Annotated in this window: 15 protein-coding genes; 14 read left to right on the plus strand and 1 reads right to left on the minus strand. The window is 71.3% G+C overall.

What is annotated here, in order from left to right:
- Positions 1-20: 20 nt before the first annotated feature.
- A complete protein-coding gene (locus tag OG898_RS20930) occupies positions 21-572 on the minus strand; it encodes a carbonic anhydrase (protein ID WP_250743744.1) in 552 nt (183 codons plus the stop codon).
- A 311-nt stretch (positions 573-883) separates the two neighbouring features.
- On the opposite strand from OG898_RS20930, the gene rsmH reads away from it, so the two are divergent.
- The 14 genes from rsmH (at position 884) to OG898_RS21000 (ending at position 17579) form a co-directional block, all read left to right on the plus strand.
- Positions 884-1843 (plus strand): 16S rRNA (cytosine(1402)-N(4))-methyltransferase RsmH, encoded by a 960-nt coding sequence (gene rsmH, locus OG898_RS20935; RefSeq protein ID WP_266958604.1) that lies wholly within the window; start codon positions 884-886, stop codon positions 1841-1843.
- Positions 1840-2376 carry a hypothetical protein gene (locus OG898_RS20940; RefSeq protein WP_266958605.1) on the plus strand — a complete coding sequence of 179 codons (537 nt, stop codon included), beginning with the start codon at positions 1840-1842 and terminating at the stop codon, positions 2374-2376. Before rsmH ends, OG898_RS20940 begins: the two co-directional genes overlap by 4 nt.
- A 339-nt stretch (positions 2377-2715) precedes the next feature.
- Positions 2716-4725: a penicillin-binding protein 2 gene (locus tag OG898_RS20945; protein WP_250743747.1), complete on the plus strand. Its 2010-nt coding sequence runs from the start codon at positions 2716-2718 to the stop codon at positions 4723-4725.
- 46 nt (positions 4726-4771) lie between these two features.
- On the plus strand, positions 4772-6472 hold the full coding sequence (locus OG898_RS20950; RefSeq protein WP_266958606.1) for a UDP-N-acetylmuramoyl-L-alanyl-D-glutamate--2,6-diaminopimelate ligase: 1701 nt from the start codon (positions 4772-4774) through the stop codon (positions 6470-6472).
- On the plus strand, positions 6469-7887 hold the full coding sequence (gene murF, locus OG898_RS20955) for a UDP-N-acetylmuramoyl-tripeptide--D-alanyl-D-alanine ligase (RefSeq protein ID WP_250743749.1): 1419 nt from the start codon (positions 6469-6471) through the stop codon (positions 7885-7887). The genes OG898_RS20950 and murF overlap by 4 nt, the downstream gene beginning before the upstream one ends.
- Entirely contained in the window at positions 7884-8954 is a 1071-nt protein-coding gene (mraY, locus tag OG898_RS20960; protein ID WP_266958607.1) for a phospho-N-acetylmuramoyl-pentapeptide-transferase, read from the plus strand. The genes murF and mraY overlap by 4 nt, the downstream gene beginning before the upstream one ends.
- Positions 8936-10363 (plus strand): UDP-N-acetylmuramoyl-L-alanine--D-glutamate ligase, encoded by a 1428-nt coding sequence (murD, locus tag OG898_RS20965; RefSeq protein WP_250743751.1) that lies wholly within the window; start codon positions 8936-8938, stop codon positions 10361-10363. Before mraY ends, murD begins: the two co-directional genes overlap by 19 nt.
- A gap of 77 nt (positions 10364-10440) precedes the next feature.
- Positions 10441-11874: a putative lipid II flippase FtsW gene (ftsW, locus tag OG898_RS20970; protein WP_250743752.1), complete on the plus strand. Its 1434-nt coding sequence runs from the start codon at positions 10441-10443 to the stop codon at positions 11872-11874.
- A 6-nt stretch (positions 11875-11880) separates the two neighbouring features.
- A complete protein-coding gene (murG, locus tag OG898_RS20975; protein ID WP_250743753.1) occupies positions 11881-12975 on the plus strand; it encodes an undecaprenyldiphospho-muramoylpentapeptide beta-N-acetylglucosaminyltransferase in 1095 nt (364 codons plus the stop codon).
- Positions 12976-13177: 202 nt separating this feature from the next.
- The gene (locus tag OG898_RS20980) at positions 13178-13882 is read left to right on the plus strand and encodes a cell division protein FtsQ/DivIB (RefSeq protein WP_250743755.1); all 705 of its coding nucleotides are present in this window, start codon (positions 13178-13180) and stop codon (positions 13880-13882) included.
- 280 nt (positions 13883-14162) lie between these two features.
- Entirely contained in the window at positions 14163-15362 is a 1200-nt protein-coding gene (gene ftsZ / locus OG898_RS20985) for a cell division protein FtsZ (protein WP_243330151.1), read from the plus strand.
- Entirely contained in the window at positions 15359-16093 is a 735-nt protein-coding gene (gene pgeF / locus OG898_RS20990; RefSeq protein ID WP_250743756.1) for a peptidoglycan editing factor PgeF, read from the plus strand. Before ftsZ ends, pgeF begins: the two co-directional genes overlap by 4 nt.
- 3 nt (positions 16094-16096) lie before the next feature.
- Positions 16097-16816: a YggS family pyridoxal phosphate-dependent enzyme gene (locus OG898_RS20995; RefSeq protein ID WP_250743757.1), complete on the plus strand. Its 720-nt coding sequence runs from the start codon at positions 16097-16099 to the stop codon at positions 16814-16816.
- Between the two features lie 151 nt (positions 16817-16967).
- Positions 16968-17579, plus strand: coding sequence for a cell division protein SepF (locus OG898_RS21000; RefSeq protein ID WP_250743758.1), 612 nt, complete (start codon positions 16968-16970; stop codon positions 17577-17579).
- Positions 17580-17583: the final 4 nt, after the last annotated feature.

Raw genomic sequence — 17583 nt, forward strand, 5'->3', positions numbered from 1 at the left:
GCGCTTGGCCCTGGTGTCACTCAAGAGGTGGGATCGATCTCCCGCAGGAGGCCGGTGTGCACGTCGAAGACGAAGCCTCGCACATCGTCCTTGTGGGGCAGGAAGGGGTTCGTGCGGACCCGCTGCATGGACTGGCGGACGTCCTGGTCCACGTCACGGAAGGCCTCGACGGCCCAGGCGGGGCGCTGGCCGACCTCGTCCTCCAGCTCGTGCCGGAAGTCCTCGGTCAGGCTTTCGAGACCGCAGCCGGTGTGGTGGATGAGTATCACCGTGCGGGTGCCGAGCGCCCGCTGGCTGATGGTGAGGGAGCGGATGGTGTCGTCGGTGACGACCCCGCCGGCGTTGCGGATCGTGTGACAGTCGCCCAGCTCCAGGCCGAGGGCGGCGTGCAGGTCGAGGCGGGCGTCCATACAGGCCACGACGGCCACCTGGAGGACGGGGCGGGCGTCCATGCCGGGGTCGGTGAACTTCGCCGCGTAGGCGCGGTTCAGTTCCACGAGCCGGTCGGTGGTGCCGGAACCTTCGTGGGACAGGTGGGCGGACTCGGCGGGCAGGGATGCGGAAGTCGTCATGGTTACGACGTTAGTGGTCACAGGGCGTATGAGCATCGAGTGAGGGTGGACAAAGAAGGTCACCCGATCCTGTTGTGAGCTAACCCACAGGGGTGAGGCGCACGGGGCCGTCCGGGTGATTCACGGCTTTTGCCGCTTCGGTCACAGCGGGGCGCACGGCGCGCGGGGCGGTTCGTTGACCGCGGCGACCGTTGCACTAAAGTGACGCGAACCGGCCGGAGCCCGGCCCTGACCGGCCGCCCGGCCCTTTGGTAAGACTCCGCGTGCGCGGCGCGGCGTATGCCTGCCGCGCCGTTATCTGAGAGGGCGCTTTGACTAGCGAGTCCCGACACGTCCCGGTGATGCTCCAGCGGTGCCTGGACCTGTTGGCCCCGGCACTGGAGAGGCCCGGGGCCGTCGTCGTCGACTGCACCCTCGGGCTCGGCGGGCACAGCGAGGCCCTCCTCACCCGGTTCCCCGAGGCCCACCTGATCGGCCTGGACCGCGACAAGGAAGCCCTGCGCCTCTCCGGGGAGCGCCTTGCGCCCTTCGGGGACCGGGTCACCCTCGTCCACGCCATCTACGCCGACCTGGCCGACGTACTCGACGGCCTGCGCATCCCCACCGTGCAGGGCATCCTCTTCGACCTCGGCGTCTCCTCCATGCAGCTGGACGAGGCCGACCGCGGCTTCGCCTACGCGCAGGACGCCCCGCTCGACATGCGGATGGACCAGACGACGGGCATCAGCGCGGCCGAGGTCCTCAACACCTACGCGCCCGGCGAGCTGGTCCGCATCCTGCGCCAGTACGGCGAGGAGAAGCAGGCCAAGCGGATCGTGTCCGCGGTCGTGCGCGAGCGGGACAAGGACCCCTTCACCAACAGCGCGCGCCTCGTCGAACTGATCCGCGACTCCCTGCCGCAGGCGGCGAAGCGGACCGGCGGCAACCCGGCCAAGCGCACCTTCCAGGCCCTGCGCATCGAGGTCAACGGCGAGCTGTCCGGACTGGAGCGGGCCATCCCCGCGGCCGTGGACCGGATCGCGGTCGGCGGCCGGATCGTGGTGCTCTCGTACCAGTCGCTGGAGGACCGCCTCGTCAAGCAGGTCTTCGCGGCCGGCGCGACCTCGACGGCCCCGCCCGGGCTGCCGGTCGTACCGGAGAAGTACCAGCCGAAGCTGAAGCTGCTGACGCGCGGCGCGGAGCTGCCGACGGAGGAAGAGATCGCGGAGAACCGGCGTGCGGCGCCGGCCCGCTGCCGCGGGGTGGAACGCATTCGGGAGGCGCGGCTGTGAAACGCCTGGGGCGGGTGCTGGGGGGACCGGTCGCCGGACAGGCGGCGCGGACCCCGTTCGTCCTGCTGGTCGTGGCGCTGCTCGGCGGCGGGCTGATCAGCCTGCTGCTGCTGAACTCGGCGCTGAACCAGGGCTCCTTCCAGCTGAGCAAGCTGAAGCGGGAGACCACCACGCTCACCGACGAGGAGCAGGCGCTGCAGCGGGACGTGGACGGCTACTCGGCGCCCGACGCGTTGCAGCGGCGGGCGCACGAGCTGGGTCTCGTCCCCGGCGGCAGCCCGGTGTTCATCGGTCCCGACGGCAAGGTCGCCGGGACCGCTTCGCCGGCCGCCGAGCCGCCGCCCCCGTCACCTCCGGCGCCGCCGGCGTCCGTCGCGCCGGTCCCGCCCTCCCCGGGCGGGGCCGTCCCCAGCCCGGCCGGGTCCCCGGACCCGGTCCCCTCGGGCGCCGCCGCTCCGGCCCCCTCCGCTCCGGCTCCTTCCGCCGCGCCGTCGGGCGGCGCTCCCCAGCCCTCCCAGACCCCTGGACGGTGACGTCGTGACGCGTACCCCTGCGGGGCCGGTCCCCTACCCGCCCTTCCACCGTTCCCCGGGCTCCGCCCGGACCCCTTCCGCGTGCGGCGCCGTTGCCGGGGGCCAGCCCCCGGACCCCCGCTCCTCAAACGCCGGAGGGGCTGGATTTCCCTGCGGCGCTGGATGTACCTGCGGGCCCGTGCAGGCTGGCGCCGGCGAGTTCCGGCGCTTCACGGCGGGCACGTGCAGGCCGACGCCGGCCACAATCCAGCCCCTCCGGCGTTTGAGGAGCGGGGTACGGGGCGGAGCCCCGGGAGCTCCGGCGCAGGCCGGCTTCGCGCACGCCCAGGGGGTCGCCGCATGAGCCCCCAGGAGCCGCCGCGCCGGCGGGTGCCGGGGCCCGGGCGGCCGCGGCCCGGCGGGGACCGGGCGCGGGCTTCCGCGCGGCCGGCCGCCAGGCCCGCCACCCGCCGCCCCGCCCCCGCGAGGAAACCGCACACGATCCGGCTCGGCGCCCCCAAGCCCCGGCTGCGGCTGGTCAGCGTCGGGCTGACGATGGTGATGCTGGTGTTCGTCGTACGGCTGCTGCAGGTGCAGGCCGTCGACGCGTCCGCGTACTCCGCCAAGGCCTCCGAGAACCGCTTCGCCAGCTACACCCTGGCCGCCGAGCGCGGAGAGATCACCGACCGCAAGGGCGTGGCGCTGGCCACCAGCGTGGACGCGTACGACATCACCGCGGACCCGCACATGTTCACCGTGCAGGAGAGCAAGGCCCCCGACGCCCCCGAGCAGGCGGCAGCCCTCCTCGCGCCGATCCTCGGCAAGGACGCCAAGGAGCTCACCGCACGCCTGAAGACGAAGAACACCCGCTACGTCGTCCTCGCCCGCCGCCAGACCCCCCAGGTCTGGAACCAGATCAAGGACCTCAAGAAGGTCTTCGCCGAGAAGGCGACCGCCGACAAGAAGAACAACGGCCCCGGCGCCAACGTCCTGGCCGGCGTGTTCAACGAGAACAGCAGCAAGCGCGTGTACCCGAACGGCGACCTCGCCGCCGGGATACTGGGTTACGTCAACGCCGAGGGCAAGGGCGGCGGCGGGCTGGAGTCCTCCCTCGACAAGAAGCTGTCCGGCAAGGACGGCGAGCTCACGTACGCCCAGTCGGGCGGCCGCCGCGTGCCGACCGCCGGGTCCAGCGAGAAGCCCGCCGTGCCCGGCGAGGACATCGAGCTGACGATCGACCGCGACATCCAGTGGGCCGCGCAGAGCGCCATCACCGAGCAGGTCGCCAAGTCGGAGGCCGACCGCGGGTACGTCATCGTCCAGGACACGACCACCGGCGAGGTCCTCGCCATGGCCAACGCCCCGGGCTTCGACCCCAACGACCTCTCCAAGGCCAGCTCCGCCGCCATGGGCAACGCCGCACTGCAGGACGTGTACGAGCCCGGCTCCACCGCCAAGGTGATGTCGATGGCGGCCGTCCTGGAGGAGAAGAAGGCCGGCCCCGACACCCACGTCGAGGTCCCCAACCGGCTGCACCGCGGCGACCGGCTCTTCAAGGACGACATCGACCACCCGACCTGGTACCTGACCCTCAACGGGGTCCTGGCCAAGTCCTCCAACATCGGCACCATCCTGGCCACCGGCCAGCTCGGCCCGACGCAGCCCGAGTCCAACAAGGTCCTGTACTCGTACCTGGACAAGTTCGGCATCGGCCGGCCCACCGGCCTCAACTACCCCGGCGAGTCCCGGGGCATCCTCGCCAAGCCCGAGAACTGGTCCACTTCACAGCAGTACACGATCCCCTTCGGCCAGGGCCTGTCCCTCAACGCCATGCAGGCGGCCTCCGTGTACTCGACCATCGCCAACGGCGGGGTCCGCATCGCCCCGACCCTGGTCCGCGGCACCAAGGGCCCCGACGGCCGCTTCACCCCGGCCCCGGCGCCCGCGAAGAACCAGGTGGTCAGCAAGGAGACCGCCAAGACCCTCGCGGCCATGCTGGAGTCGGTGGTCGACGACCAGGAGGGCACCGGCACCAAGGCGCGGATCCCCGGCTACCGGGTCGGCGGCAAGACGGGCACATCCAACCGGGTGGATCCGGCCACCGGCCGCTACAAGGGCTACACCGCTTCCTTCGCGGGCTTCGCACCCGCGGACAACCCCCGCATCACCGTCTACTGCGCCATCCAGAACCCCACCAAGGGCAGTTACTTCGGCGGCCAGATCTGCGGGCCCATCTACAAGAAGGTCATGGAGTTCGCCCTCAAAACCCTCCAGATCGCTCCCACCGGAACCGCCCCCGCCGGACTCCCGGTCACCTACGAACCCGGCGCGCAGCCCGGCCCCCAGCCGAGCCCGCAGCCCGGTCAGTGACCGCCGCCCCGGCCGGCCCGCCCCAGAAAAGCGTGAGGCACCATCAGTGACAACGATCACCCCCGAATCCGGGAACCACGCGTCCGCCGCCCCCGAGGCCGGGCCCTCGCTTCGCGAGCGGCCCGCCGGGCCCGGTACGCTCACCGCCGTGCCCCACGCTGATCAGCCCAGAACCACCCAGAATGACGCACCGGCAGCGCCGCCGGGAGCGCCACGTCCCCTGTCCGTCCGCCCGACCCCCCTCGGCGAGCTGGCGGAGCTGCTGGGAGTGGAGACCCCCGCCGCGCAGACGCGGATCACCGGCATCACGCACGATTCGCGTGCCGTGCGTCCCGGAGACCTGTACGCGGCCCTGCCGGGCGCCAAGCTGCACGGCGCGGACTTCGCCGCCCAGGCGGCCGCCCTCGGCGCCGCCGCCGTGCTGACCGACCCGGCCGGCGCGGAGCGCGCCGCGGCCACCGGCCTCCCGGTCCTCGCCGTCGCCGACCCGCGCGGCCGGATGGGAGGACTGGCCGCCGCGGTCTACGGACGGCCGGGCGAGGCCCTGCTCCAGATCGGCATCACCGGGACCTCCGGCAAGACCACCACGGCGTACCTCGTCGAGGGCGGCCTGCGCGGCGGCGGACGCACGACGGGGCTCATCGGCACCGTCGAGATGCGCGTCGGCGACGAGCGCATCAAGTCCGAGCGCACCACCCCCGAGGCCACCGACCTGCAGGCGCTGTTCGCGGTCATGCGCGAACGCGGCGTCGAGGCCGTCGCCATGGAGGTCTCCAGCCACGCCCTGGTGCTCGGCCGGGTCGACGGCTGCGTCTTCGACGTGGCCGTCTTCAACAACCTGAGCCCGGAGCACATGGAGTTCCACTCCGACATGGAGGACTACTTCCAGGCCAAGGCGCAGCTCTTCACCGAGCGCCGCGCCCGCCTCGGCGTGGTCAACATCGACGACGAGTACGGCCGCCGCCTGGCCAAGGAGTCGCCGATCCCGGTCGTCACGTTCTCCGCCGCGGGCGACCCGGCGGCCGACTGGCGTGCCCAGGACGTGGTCTCGCGCCACATGGACTCGACCCTGACCCTGGTGGGTCCGGCGGGCGAGCGGGTCACGGCCACCGCCCCGCTGCCCGGCCCGTTCAACGTGGCCAACACCGTCGCCGCCATCGTCACGCTCGCCGCCGCCGGCCTCGACCCGCAGACCGCCGCCGACGGCGTCGCCGCGGTCCCCGGGGTGCCCGGCCGGCTGGAGCGGGTCGACGCGGGCCAGCCGTACCTGGCCGTCGTGGACTACGCGCACAAGACGGACGCCGTCGAATCGGTCCTGCGGGCCCTGCGCGAGGTCACCACCGGCAAGCTGCACGTGGTCATCGGCTGCGGCGGCGACCGCGACACCACCAAGCGGGCCCCGATGGGCGCCGCGGCCGCCCGGTTCGCCGACACCGCCGTCCTGACCTCCGACAACCCGCGCTCCGAGGACCCCCTCGCGATCCTCGCCGCGATGTTCCGCGGCGCCGTGTCCGTGCCGCCCGCCGAGCGGGGCACCGTCCTCGTCGACTCCGACCGGGCGGCGGCCATCGCCACCGCCGTCGCGCGCGCCGAGGCGGGAGACACCGTGCTGGTGGCCGGCAAGGGCCACGAGCAGGGCCAGGACATCGCGGGCGTCGTACGCCCCTTCGACGACCGGGCGGTCCTGCGCGCGGCCATCGAGACCCAAGCACGCCAGCGTCCCCGACAGGCCGAGGTGAACCAGTGATCGCCCTTTCCCTCGCCGAGATCGCCGACATCACCGGCGGGCAGCCCCACGACATACCGGATCCGTCCGTCACGGTCACCGGTCCCGTCGTCTACGACTCCCGCGAGGTCCAGGCCGGAAGCCTGTTCGCCGCCTTCGTCGGGGAGCGGGTGGACGGCCACGACTATGCCGAACGCGCCCTGGCCTCCGGCGCGGTGGCCGTCCTCGCGACCCGGCCCGTCGGCGTCCCGGCCATCGTCGTACCCGACGTGGTGGCCGCCCTCGGCGCGCTCGCCCGTACCGTCGTCGAACGGCTGGGCACCGACGTCGTGGCCCTCACCGGCTCCGCCGGCAAGACCTCCACCAAGGACCTGATCGCCCAGGTCCTGCAGCACCACGCGCCGACCGTGTGGACCCCGGGGAACCTCAACAACGAGATCGGCCTGCCGATCACGACGCTGCGGGTCACCGAGGACACGCAGCACCTGGTCCTGGAGATGGGCGCCCGCGGCATCGGCCACATCGCCTACCTCACCGGACTGACGCCCCCGCGCATCGGCCTGGTCCTCAACGTCGGCACCGCGCACATCGGGGAGTTCGGCGGCCGCGAGCAGATCGCGCAGGCCAAGGGCGAGCTCGTCGAGGCCCTGCCGTCCGAGGCGGAAGGCGGCATCGCCGTCCTCAACGCCGATGACCTGCTGGTACGTGCCATGGCCGGGCGCACGAAGGCTCGTACGGTGCTCTTCGGCGAGGCCGAGGACGCCGACATCCGGGCCACCGAAGTCCGGATGACGGACAGGGGACAGCCTTCCTTCACATTGCGAACACCGACCGGGTGCAGCGACGTGACCTTGCGGCTGTACGGTGAGCACCACGTGTCGAACGCGCTCGCCGCGGCCGCCGTCGCCCACGTACTGGGCATGTCCGTCGAGGAGATCGCCACCGCGCTCTCCGGGGCGGGCAGCCTGTCCCGGTGGCGGATGGAGGTCACCGAGCGGGCGGACGGTGTGACGATCGTCAACGACGCCTACAACGCAAACCCCGAGTCCATGCGGGCCGCACTGCGCGCACTCGCCGCGATGGGCGGTGCCGGCAAGGCGAACGGGGGCCGCACGTGGGCGGTGCTCGGCCCGATGGCCGAGCTCGGAGACGACGCGCTCGCCGAGCACGACGCGGTCGGACGGCTTGTCGTCCGGCTCAACGTGAGCAAGCTGGTCGCGGTCGGGGGCAGGGAAGCCTCCTGGCTGCAACTGGGCGCATATAACGAGGGTTCGTGGGGTGAGGAGTCGGTGCTCGTGTCCGACGCGCAGGCGGCGGTCGACCTGTTGCGCAGTGAACTGCGCCCGGGAGACGTCGTGCTGGTGAAGGCTTCCAGGTCAGCCGGCCTGGAGCGGGTGGCCCAGGCCCTGCTCGACGGCGAGGTCGCCGGCCGATGAGGCAGATCCTGTTCTCCGGAGTCATCGGACTCTTCCTCACGCTCATCGGCACCCCGCTGCTGATCAAGGGTCTGGCCCGCAAGGGCTACGGCCAGTTCATCCGGGACGACGGGCCGCGCGGTCACGCCGGGAAGAAGGGCACGCCCACCATGGGCGGCATCTCCTTCATCCTGGCCACGCTGATCGCGTACGCCCTCACCAAGGTGGTCACCGGAAGCCAGCCCACCTTCTCGGGCCTCCTCGTCCTCCTGCTGATGGCGGGCATGGGCGTGGTCGGCTTCCTCGACGACTACATCAAGATCGTCAAGCAGCGTTCGCTCGGTCTGCGGGCCAAGGCCAAGATGGCCGGCCAGCTGATCGTCGGCATCGCCTTCGCGGTGCTCGCGCTGCAGTTCAAGGACGCGCGCGGACTCGCCCCCGCCTCCACCAAGCTGTCGTTCGTCACGGACTTCGGCTGGTCGATCGGCCCGGTGCTGTTCGTGGTCTGGGCGCTGTTCATGATCCTGGCGATGTCCAACGGCGTGAACCTGACCGACGGTCTCGACGGCCTGGCCACCGGCGCAGCCGTGATGGTCTTCGGCGCCTACACCTTCATCGGCGTCTGGCAGTACCAGGAGTCCTGCGCCAACGCGCAGACCCTGACCAACCCGGCCGCCTGTTTCGAGGTGCGCGACCCACTGGACCTCGCGGTCGTCGCCGCCGCCCTGATGGGCGCCTGCTTCGGCTTCCTGTGGTGGAACACCTCGCCCGCCAAGATCTTCATGGGCGACACCGGATCGCTGGCCCTCGGCGGCGCGCTCGCCGGCCTGGCGATCTGCTCCCGCACGGAGTTCCTGATGGCGCTCCTCGGCGGCCTCTTCGTCCTGATCACCATGTCGGTCGTCATCCAGGTCGGCTCCTTCAAGCTGACCGGCAAGCGCGTCTTCCGGATGGCACCGCTGCAGCACCACTTCGAACTCAAGGGGTGGTCGGAAGTCCTGGTCGTCGTCCGGTTCTGGATCATCCAGGGCATGTGCGTGATCGTGGGCCTCGGAGTCTTCTACGCGGGATGGGCAGCCGACAAGTGACCGCCTGGCACGGCAAGAACATCACCGTCGCCGGCCTCGGCGTGAGCGGCATCAGCGCCGCGCGCGCCCTGGCCGGCCTCGGCGCGGTCGTCACCGTCGTGGACGGCGGCGACAGCGAGGGCCACCGGGCCCGGGCCGCGGAGCTGGAGGCGGCGGGCATCTCCGTACGCCTGGGCGACGCGCAGACCCTGCCCGAGGGCACGGACCTCGTGGTCACCTCGCCGGGCTGGAAGCCCGACAGCCCCCTGTTCGCGGCCGCGGCCGCGGCGGGCGTGGACGTCGTGGGCGACGTCGAGATCGCCTGGCTGCTGCGCGGTCCGGACGCCGCCCCCTGGCTGGCGATCACCGGAACCAACGGCAAGACCACCACCACCCAGATGCTCGCCTCGATCCTCCGGGCGGCCGGGCTGCGGACGGCGGCCGTCGGCAACATCGGCACCCCGATCATCGACGTGGTGCTCGGCGAGGAGCAGTACGACGTACTCGCCGTCGAGCTCTCCAGCTACCAGCTGCACTGGGCGCCCTCGGTGCGCCCCCACTCCGCGGCCGTCCTGAACCTGGCCCCGGACCACCTCGACTGGCACGGCTCGATGGAGGCGTACGCCGCCGACAAGGGCCGGATCTACGAGGGCAACACCGTGGCCTGCGTCTACAACGCCGCCGACAAGGCCACCGAGGACCTGGTCGTCGAGGCGGACGTGGAAGAGGGCTGCCGGGCCATCGGCTTCACCCTCGGCGCCCCCGGCCCCTCCATGTTCGGCGTCGTCGACGGCATCCTCGTCGACCGGGCCTTCGTGGAGAACCGGCAGAAGAACGCCCAGGAACTCGCCGAGGTCGCGGACGTCAACCCGCCGGCCCCGCACAACATCGCCAACGCCCTCGCCGCCGCCGCCCTGGCCCGCGCCTTCGGCGTGGAGCCGCGCGCCGTCCGCGACGGACTGCGCGACTTCCGTCCGGACGCCCACCGGGTCAGCCACGTGGACGAGGTGGGCGGGGTCACGTACGTGGACGACTCCAAGGCCACCAACACCCACGCCGCGGAAGCCTCCCTGGCGGCCTTCGAGCCGGTGGTCTGGATCGCCGGCGGCCTCGCCAAGGGCGCGACCTTCGACGAGCTCGTCCAGAAGGCCGCGAAGCGGCTGCGGGGCGTCGTGCTCATCGGCGCCGACCGGGCCCTGATCGCCGAGGCACTGGCGCGACACGCCCCGGAGGTCCCGGTCGTGGACCTCGCACGGACCGACACTGGGGCGATGCTCGCGGCGGTCCGGGAAGCGGCCCGGCTCGCGGAGCCCGGGGACACGGTTCTGCTGGCACCTGCCTGTGCCTCGATGGACATGTTCGCGAACTACAGCAAGCGTGGGGACGCGTTCGCCGACGCGGTGCGCGAACTGGCCGCCGAGCAGGCCTAGGTCCGGCTCGATCCAGGGCAGGTTCCCTCCGGCCGACCGGCTGCTCGCCTCGTACGAGTTGGAGGGGAAGATCACAGATGCCGGCCAAGCAAGTGCTGCCGGGGCGGCGGCCGTCCGCCGACAAGACCGCCAAGGCTGCCCAGTCCGCCAAGGGCGGCAAGGGCGCCAAACCCGGCGCTCCCAGGGCCGGCAGGGGAGTGCTGGGCCGCGGACGCCCCGCTGCGCGCCCCGGGCGGCCCGCCGGGGGCGGACCGCTGACCCGGCTGCGGCGCACGCAACGGCAGCTGCGCCGGGCCTGGGACCGGCCCCTCACGGCGTATTACCTGATCTTCGGCAGCTCGCTGCTCATCACCGTGCTCGGCCTGGTGATGGTCTACTCGGCCTCCATGATCAAGGCGCTCCAGCTCGGCCTGGGCGACGCGTACTTCTTCAAGAAGCAGTTCCTGGCGGCCGCGATCGGCACCGCGCTGCTGCTGATCGCCTCCCGGATGCCCGTCAAACTCCACCGCGCCCTGTCCTATCCGGTGCTCACCGGCACGCTCTTCCTGATGGTCCTGGTCCAGGTGCCCGGGATAGGGGTGTCGATCAACGGCAACCAGAATTGGATCTCCCTTGGTGGTCCGTTCATGCTCCAGCCCAGTGAGTTCGGCAAACTGGCCCTCATCCTCTGGGGCGCCGACCTGCTGGCGCGCAAGGGCGACAAGGACCTGCTGAGCCAGTGGAAACACCTGCTGGTGCCGCTGGTCCCGGTCACCTTCCTGCTGCTCGGGCTCATCATGCTGGGCGGGGACATGGGCACCGCGATGATCCTCGGCGCCATCCTGTTCGGCCTGTTGTGGCTGGCCGGAGCCCCGACGCGGATGTTCGCGGCGGTCCTGGCCTTCGTGGGCGTGCTCGTCGCGCTGCTCATCAAGACCAGCCCGCACCGCATGGACCGGCTCCAGTGCATCGGAGTGACCGAACTGCCCGAGAACGGCCTGTGCTGGCAGGCCGTCCACGGAATCTACGCCCTCGCATCGGGCGGATGGTTCGGTTCCGGACTGGGTGCCAGTGTGGAAAAATGGGGGCAACTGCCAGAGGCCCACACCGACTTCATCTTCGCCATCACCGGTGAGGAACTGGGGCTGGCGGGGACGCTGTCGGTGCTCGCCCTGTTCGCGGCCCTAGGCTATGCGGGTATCCGCGTGGCCGGACGCACGGAGGACCCCTTCGTACGGTTTGCCGCGGGAGGCGTGACCACCTGGATCACGGCGCAAGCCGTGATCAACATCGGTGCGGTACTCGGTCTGCTGCCGATCGCCGGGGTCCCGCTCCCGCTGTTCTCCTACGGCGGGTCGGCCCTGCTGCCGACCATGTTCGCGGTCGGACTTCTCATCGCCTTCGCGCGGGAGGAGCCGGCGGCACGGGCGGCGCTCGCGATGCGGAGGCCCAAGAACGGCCGGCCGCGGACCGGGCAGAGATGGAAGTCGATGAGACGGCGCGTCAAGAAGCGTCCGTCCGGAGAGCGGTGAATTTCGGTGCATGTCGTACTCGCCGGTGGGGGGACCGCCGGCCACATCGAGCCGGCGCTGGCCCTCGCGGACGCCCTGCGCAGGCAGGACCCTTCCGTGGGCATCACCGCCCTCGGCACCGAACGCGGACTCGAAACCCGCCTGGTGCCCGAGCGCGGCTACGAGCTGGGACTGATCCCGGCCGTCCCGTTGCCCCGTAGGCCCACGCCCGAGCTGATCACCGTCCCAGGACGGCTGCGCGGCACCATCAAGGCCGCGGAGGAGATCCTGATCCGCACCAAGGCCGACTGCGTCGTCGGATTCGGCGGCTACGTGGCCCTGCCCGGCTACCTCGCGGCCAAGCGCCTCGGAGTGCCGATCATCGTCCACGAGGCCAATGCCCGGCCCGGACTGGCCAACAAGATCGGCTCCCGGTACGCGTTCGCCGTCGCGGTCTCCACCCCCGACAGCAAACTGCGCGGCGCCCGCTACGTGGGCATCCCGCTGCGCCGCTCCATCTCCACCCTCGACCGGGCACTGGTCCGCCCGGAGGCGCGCGCCGCCTTCGGCCTGGACCCCAACCTGCCGACGCTGCTGGTCTCCGGCGGCTCGCAGGGCGCCCGGCGCCTCAACGAGGTGATCGAGCAGGTCGCGCCGACCCTCCAGCGCTCCGGGGTCCAGATCCTGCACGCGGTCGGCCCGAAGAACGAACTGCCGCGTGTCGACAACATGCCCGGGATGCCGCCGTATGTGCCGGTACCGTACGTGGACCGGATGGATCTCGCGTACGCCGCCGCCGACATGATGCTCTGCCGCGCGGGCGCGATGACCGTCGCCGAACTGTCCGCCGTCGGGCTGCCCGCCGCCTACGTCCCGCTGCCCATCGGCAACGGCGAACAGCGGCTCAACGCCCAGCCGGTGGTCAAGGCCGGCGGCGGCCTGCTCGTGGACGACGCGGAACTGACGCCCCAGTGGGTGCTCAGCCAGGTCCTCCCGGTGCTCGCCGACCCGCACCGGCTGTACGAGATGTCCCGCGCCGCCGCCGAGTTCGGCCGCCGGGACGCGGACGAGCTGCTCGTCGGCATGGTGTACGAGGCGATCGCAGCCAACAGAGCCCGCTGACGCGGGAAGCACCGACGCAGGAGGCACAGGAGTGGCCGGAGCGAGCACCGCGCAGCGTGGCGGTCCGGGAGCCGCCGGGAAGGGCTCCGGCCCCCTCAAGCGGCTGGGGACCCCGAAGGCCCCCAAGTCGCCGAAGCCCCCCAAGGGATCCGGCCCCGGGGGACCCCGCGGACCGCGCCCCGGCGGGCGGCTCCCGGGAGGGCTGCGGCGGGGGCCCCTCGTGGTCGCCGGCGTGGTCCTCGCGCTGCTCCTGGCCGCCGGCTGCACCTGGGTGCTCTACGGGTCCTCCTGGCTCCGGGTCGAGAAGGTCACCGCCACCGGCACCGAGGTCCTGACCCGGGACCAGGTGCTGGCGGCGGCGGGCGTTCCGGTCGGGGCACCCCTGGTGTCCGTGGACACCGACGAGATCGAAGCCCGGCTCCGCGGCCGCCTGCCCCGTATCGATTCGGTCGATGTGGTGCGGGCCTGGCCGCACGGAATCGGGTTGAAGGTGACGGAACGCAAGCCCGTTCTGCTCATCAAGAAGGACGCGCAGTTCGTGGAAGTGGACGCTTCCGGTGTGCGATTCGACACGGTCGGACAAGCACCGGCGGGCGTTCCGCTCCTCGAACTGAGCTCCCAGCAGTCTCCGAGCGGCCGCCGTTTCGACGAGGAACGGCTGCTGCGCGAGGCCGTCCAGATCGCCGGAGTCCTCCCGGAATCCGTCCGCAAGGAGACCGTGCAGGTCAAGGTCCGGTCCTACGACTCGGTGGTGCTGGAGTTGACCGGCGGCCGGTCGGTGGTCTGGGGGAGCGGCGAACAGGGCGAGGCGAAGGGCCGTGCACTGACGGCGCTCCTGAAGGCCTCGCCCAAGGCTGACCGATTCGACGTGAGCGTCCCCACCGCCCCGGCGGTGTCCGGTAGTTGACGTCTGGTCGAACAGCGTCGCACCCTGGTTGGCCACCGATACGGGTGATCACATAGGGTGAAAAGAAAAACGGGAGGTTCGGCGTGTTCGTTGAACACGCGCTACTTGTCGACTTAGTGTCCTGTTCGGAAGAGTCCAAGGAACAGACACACTCATAACCCTAAACTTCAGGGTTAGGGTTCGGGTCGGCGTGTACGGACCGTCCCAATTTCGGCATCAGTCGTCGCACCGCAGGCCCGCGAGGCGAACGACACGTAACTCGAGGCGAGAGGCCTTCGACGTGGCAGCACCGCAGAACTACCTCGCAGTCATCAAGGTCATCGGTGTCGGCGGCGGTGGTGTCAATGCCATCAACCGAATGATCGAGGTCGGTCTCAAGGGCGTCGAGTTCATCGCCATCAACACAGACGCCCAGGCGCTGTTGATGAGCGACGCCGACGTCAAGCTCGACGTCGGCCGGGAACTCACCCGGGGTCTCGGCGCCGGCGCCAACCCCGATGTCGGCCGCAAGGCGGCAGAGGACCACCGCGAGGAGATCGAGGAGGTCCTCAAGGGGGCCGACATGGTCTTCGTCACCGCCGGCGAAGGCGGCGGCACCGGAACGGGCGGCGCACCCGTCGTCGCCAACATCGCGCGCTCGCTGGGCGCCCTGACGATCGGTGTGGTCACCCGGCCGTTCACCTTCGAGGGCCGGCGCCGCGCGAACCAGGCCGAGGACGGCATCGCCCAGCTCCGCGAGCAGGTCGACACCCTCATCGTCATCCCCAACGACCGCCTGCTGTCCATCTCGGACCGCCAGGTCAGCGTCCTCGACGCCTTCAAGTCGGCGGACCAGGTCCTGCTGTCCGGCGTCCAGGGCATCACCGACCTCATCACCACTCCGGGTCTGATCAACCTCGACTTCGCGGACGTCAAGTCCGTGATGTCCGAGGCGGGCTCGGCCCTGATGGGCATCGGCTCGGCCCGCGGCGACGACCGCGCGGTGGCCGCGGCCGAGATGGCGATCTCCTCGCCGCTGCTGGAAGCGTCCATCGACGGTGCCCGCGGCGTGCTGCTCTCCATCTCCGGTGGCTCGGACCTCGGTCTCTTCGAGATCAACGAGGCCGCGCAGCTGGTGAGCGAGGCCGCGCACCCCGAGGCGAACATCATCTTCGGAGCCGTCATCGACGACGCGCTCGGCGACGAGGTACGGGTCACCGTCATCGCGGCCGGGTTCGACGGCGGACAGCCCCCGGCCCGCCGCGACAACGTCATCGGCGCGGCGTCCACCAAGCGCGAGGAGCCGGCCCCGGCTCCGGTCCGTGCCGCCGAGCCGGCCCGCCCGGCCTTCGGCGGACTCGGCTCGGTCACCCCGCGCGAGGAGCCGGTCCGCAGCGAGCCGGTCCCGGTCGCCGAGGCTCCGGCCCCGCAGGTCCCGACGGCCCGGCCGTACCAGGACAGCCCGGCCGAGGAACTGGACGTTCCGGACTTCTTGAAGTGACCCTGGAGCAGTACAGCGAGAGCGGCGCCCACTTCGCCTTCACCGACCGGTGGGGCGGGGTGAGCGCCGTTCCGTACGAGGAGCTCAATCTCGGCGGCGCGGTCGGAGACGACCCGGCCGCCGTTCGTGCGAACCGGGCCGCCGCGGCGAAGGCGCTGGGCATCGCGCCGGACCGGGTGGTCTGGATGAACCAGGTGCACGGCCGGGACGTGGCGGTGGTCGACGGCCCGTGGGGCCCGGACCGGGAGGAGATCCCGGCAGTGGACGCGGTGGTGACCGCCCGTCGGGGGCTCGCCCTCGCGGTCCTCACCGCCGACTGCACGCCCGTCCTGCTGGCCGACCCCGTCGCCGGCATCGCCGGAGCCGCCCATGCCGGACGGCCCGGGCTGGTCGCCGGGGTCGTGACCGCCGCCGTCGAGGCGATGGTCGCGCTCGGAGCGGACCCCGCACGCATGGTGGCCCGTACCGGGCCGGCGGTGTGCGGACGGTGTTACGAGGTTCCCGCCGAGATGCGGGCGGCGGTCGCCGAGGTGGTGCCGGCCGCGTACGCGGAGACGAGCTGGGGAACACCGGCCGTCGACGTGGTGGCCGGAGTGCACGCCCAGCTCGCTGAGGCGGGGGTGGCCGACATCGGCCGGTCCCCGGTCTGCACACTGGAGTCGCGGGACCACTTCTCGTACCGCCGTGACCGGATGACCGGGCGGCTTGCCGGATATGTCTGGTTGGACTGAAGAATGACGGATCGTAAGTCCGAGCTCGCCGCGAACCTCGCGCAGGTGGAGGAGCGGATCGGGGCCGCCTGCGCGGCCGCCGGGCGCAAGCGGGAAGAGGTGACCCTGATCGTGGTCACCAAGACCTACCCGGCGAGCGACGTACGACTGCTGGCGGACCTGGGGGTCCGTCACGTGGCGGAAAACCGGGACCAGGACGCGGCCCCCAAGGCCGCGGCCTGTGCGGATCTGCCCCTCACCTGGCACTTCGTCGGCCAGTTGCAGACGAACAAAGTCCGTTCGGTGGCGGGATACGCGCACCTCGTGCAGTCCGTCGACCGCCCCAAGCTCGTCACGGCCCTCTCGGCGGCCGCGGAGGGCGCCGGACGGGAACTGGGCTGCCTGGTGCAGATCGCCCTCGACGCCGAGTCGGGCGAACGGGGGGCCCGCGGCGGCGCGGCGCCCGAGCAGCTCGCCGAGTTGGCGGACCTCGTGGCCGCGGCTCCCGGACTGCGCATCGACGGGCTCATGACGGTCGCTCCGCTGGCCGGGCGCTACGCGGGACGCGAACAGGCGGCCTTCGAGCGGCTGGTGGAATTGTCATCCCGCCTGCGCGCGGACCATCCGGCTGCCACGATGGTGTCGGCCGGGATGAGCGCAGACCTGGAACAGGCCGTTGCGGCCGGTGCGACACATGTACGCGTCGGCACTGCGGTACTCGGCGCGAGACCCCGGCTCGGGTAACGTCGCGAAGAAAGTCGGACCACAGCAGAAAATATGGTCATTTCCGCTGATGAGCGGACAGGCCACGTGGATCGCGGGCAGTTGGTGACATTCGTGACACGGCGAGACACCTGCGACAGGGCGATCCACCACAGAGCGGAGGACTCAGAGAATGGCCGGCGCGATGCGCAAGATGGCGGTCTACCTCGGCCTCGTGGAGGACGACCGGTACGACAACCCGGGGTACGACCCCGACGACGAGTTCGAACCCGAGCCGGAGCCGGAGCGGGAACGCCGGCGACAGCAACCTGTCTCGCACCAAACGCCCGTATCGGACGAACCGGTACGAGTTGCCCAGCCCCCGGCGCCAAGAGAACCCCTCCCAATGCCGGTTGAAAACGGACGTCCTGCGCGAATCGCCCCCGTGGCGTCCATCACACCCGAACGCTCGAATCTGGAGAAGAACGCCCCCGTGATCATGCCCAAGGTCGTCTCCGAGCGGGAGCCGTACCGCATCACGACGCTGCACCCCCGGACCTACAACGAGGCCCGTACCATCGGGGAACACTTCCGTGAGGGCACTCCGGTGATCATGAATCTCACGGAGATGGACGACACGGACGCGAAGCGTCTGGTCGACTTCGCCGCCGGTCTCGTCTTCGGTCTGCACGGCAGCATTGAACGCGTGACACAGAAGGTGTTCCTGCTGTCTCCTGCTAACGTCGATGTCACGGCGGAGGACAAGGCCCGCATCGCGGAGGGCGGGTTCTTCAACCAAAGCTAGACCG

The sequence above is a fragment of the Streptomyces sp. NBC_00193 genome (genome assembly GCF_026342735.1).
GTDB lineage: Bacteria > Actinomycetota > Actinomycetes > Streptomycetales > Streptomycetaceae > Streptomyces > Streptomyces stoeckheimensis.

Coding starts and splice junctions, on each gene's coding strand:
- murD (WP_250743751.1), top strand. CDS start 8,936: ATGGGCAGCCGACAAGTGACCGCCTGGCACGGCAAGAACATCACCGTC.
- OG898_RS20995 (WP_250743757.1), top strand. CDS start 16,097: ATGACGGATCGTAAGTCCGAGCTCGCCGCGAACCTCGCGCAGGTGGAG.
- OG898_RS20930 (WP_250743744.1), bottom strand. CDS start 572: ATGACGACTTCCGCATCCCTGCCCGCCGAGTCCGCCCACCTGTCCCAC.
- OG898_RS20945 (WP_250743747.1), top strand. CDS start 2,716: ATGAGCCCCCAGGAGCCGCCGCGCCGGCGGGTGCCGGGGCCCGGGCGG.
- mraY (WP_266958607.1), top strand. CDS start 7,884: ATGAGGCAGATCCTGTTCTCCGGAGTCATCGGACTCTTCCTCACGCTC.
- ftsW (WP_250743752.1), top strand. CDS start 10,441: ATGCCGGCCAAGCAAGTGCTGCCGGGGCGGCGGCCGTCCGCCGACAAG.
- OG898_RS21000 (WP_250743758.1), top strand. CDS start 16,968: ATGGCCGGCGCGATGCGCAAGATGGCGGTCTACCTCGGCCTCGTGGAG.